Source organism: Leisingera sp. F5, assembly GCF_001593695.1.
In genome coordinates this window covers 1-1,376 of record NZ_LUKH01000989.1, presented here as the reverse complement: position 1 = coordinate 1,376, position 1,376 = coordinate 1, and the positions used below count along the sequence as shown (strand labels likewise).

Below are 1,376 nucleotides of genomic sequence, written 5' to 3'. Positions count from 1 at the left end.
TGATGCGGCCCTCCTGATAGGCCAGCTGGTCGGGGGCGTAGTAGAACAGCTCATGCCCCCGCGCCTGGGCTTCCTCGGCCAGGCGGAAGCTGCTGTCCGCGTTGATGTCCACGCCCATGACCGGATCCATCTGAAAGGCGATTTTCATGGCAGTATCCCTTGTAAACTGGCCAAATACATGGCCCAGCGCTGCTTGGGGTTCAATGGGTCAGGCGCAGTTCAATCCAAACCAAAGGCGTTTTCGATGACCTCCACAGCGCCAGTACCGTCCACCAGAGCCGCATCAAAGCGCACCGGCGTCAGCTGGCCCTGCGGTTCGGTCTCCAGGAATTGCCCGGCGCTGGCATAGATGCGCTCCACCTGCCGGCGTGTAATCCGCAAGGCAGCGGCATTGCTGCTGGAACTCTGCTTCACTTCGACAAACACCAGCTCTTCCGGACCGCGCAGAATCAGGTCGATCTCGCCGCCCAGCCCGCGCCAGCGGCGCTCTGCCACAGTGTAGCCGTGGTTTTCATAATGGCGTGCAACAATCTCCTCTGCCGCCTCCCCGGCAAGATGGGCGCGGAAACCGCGATGCTGGCGGGCGCGGGTCAAGGCTCAGCTGTCCTTGGCCATCTGCAGCGCCAGCTGATAGATCTTGCGGCGCGGCAGCCCGTGCATCTCAGCCACGATCCCGGCGGCATCCTTGACCGAATTATCCTTTAGCGCTGCCTGCAGGTCGCTTTCCAGATCCCCTTCACTGACTTTAGTCTCCTGCGCCCGGTCCACCAGCAGCACAATCTCTCCCTTGACCGGGTGTTCCTCCAGCGCCGCAGCCAGATCAGCCAGCGGCGCGCGGCGGACTTCTTCGAATTTTTTGGTCAGCTCCCGGCACATTGCAGCGGGACGGTTGCCCAGCACCGCGGCCATATCGGCAACGGAGGCTGCAACGCGTTTGGGCGATTCATAGAAAATCAGCGTGCCGGGGATTTCGCGCAACTCCTCCAGCCGCTTGCGCCGGGCGCCGGAGGCATTGGGCAAAAAACCGGCAAAGAAGAACGCATCCGTGGGCAGTCCAGCCAGCGTCAGCGCCGTGGCCGCCGCCGAGGCGCCAGGCGCGCAGGTGACGGTATGGCCTGCCTCTGCCGCCGCCCGGCTGAGGTCAAAGCCAGGATCAGCAATCAGCGGCATTCCGGCCTCGGAGGCATAGGCAACCGATTTGCCCTCCGCCACCGCCTCCAGCAGTTTGGCACGCGCCGCGGCACCGCTGTGGTCGTGGTAAGCAATGATCCGCCGTCCGCCCAGGGGCACGCCGTGAATCTCCATCAGCTTGCGCAGCGAGCGTGTATCCTCAGCCGCAAGCACATCCGCCGAGGCCAGCACATCCAGCGCACGCA

The 1,376-nt window shown here is 63.8% G+C and carries 2 protein-coding genes and 1 pseudogene; all 3 read right to left on the bottom strand.

What is annotated here, in order from left to right; translation table 11 throughout:
- A pseudogene (locus A2I95_RS38165) lies at positions 1-148 on the bottom strand (glutathione synthase); the annotation flags it as partial.
- A gap of 71 nt (positions 149-219) precedes the next feature.
- Positions 220-594, bottom strand: coding sequence for a YraN family protein (locus A2I95_RS38160; RefSeq protein WP_291737617.1), 375 nt, complete (start codon positions 592-594; stop codon positions 220-222).
- Positions 595-597: 3 nt separating this feature from the next.
- Positions 598-1,376: 16S rRNA (cytidine(1402)-2'-O)-methyltransferase (gene rsmI, locus A2I95_RS38155; protein ID WP_291737616.1), on the bottom strand; the 779-nt coding region annotated here is incomplete at its 5' end.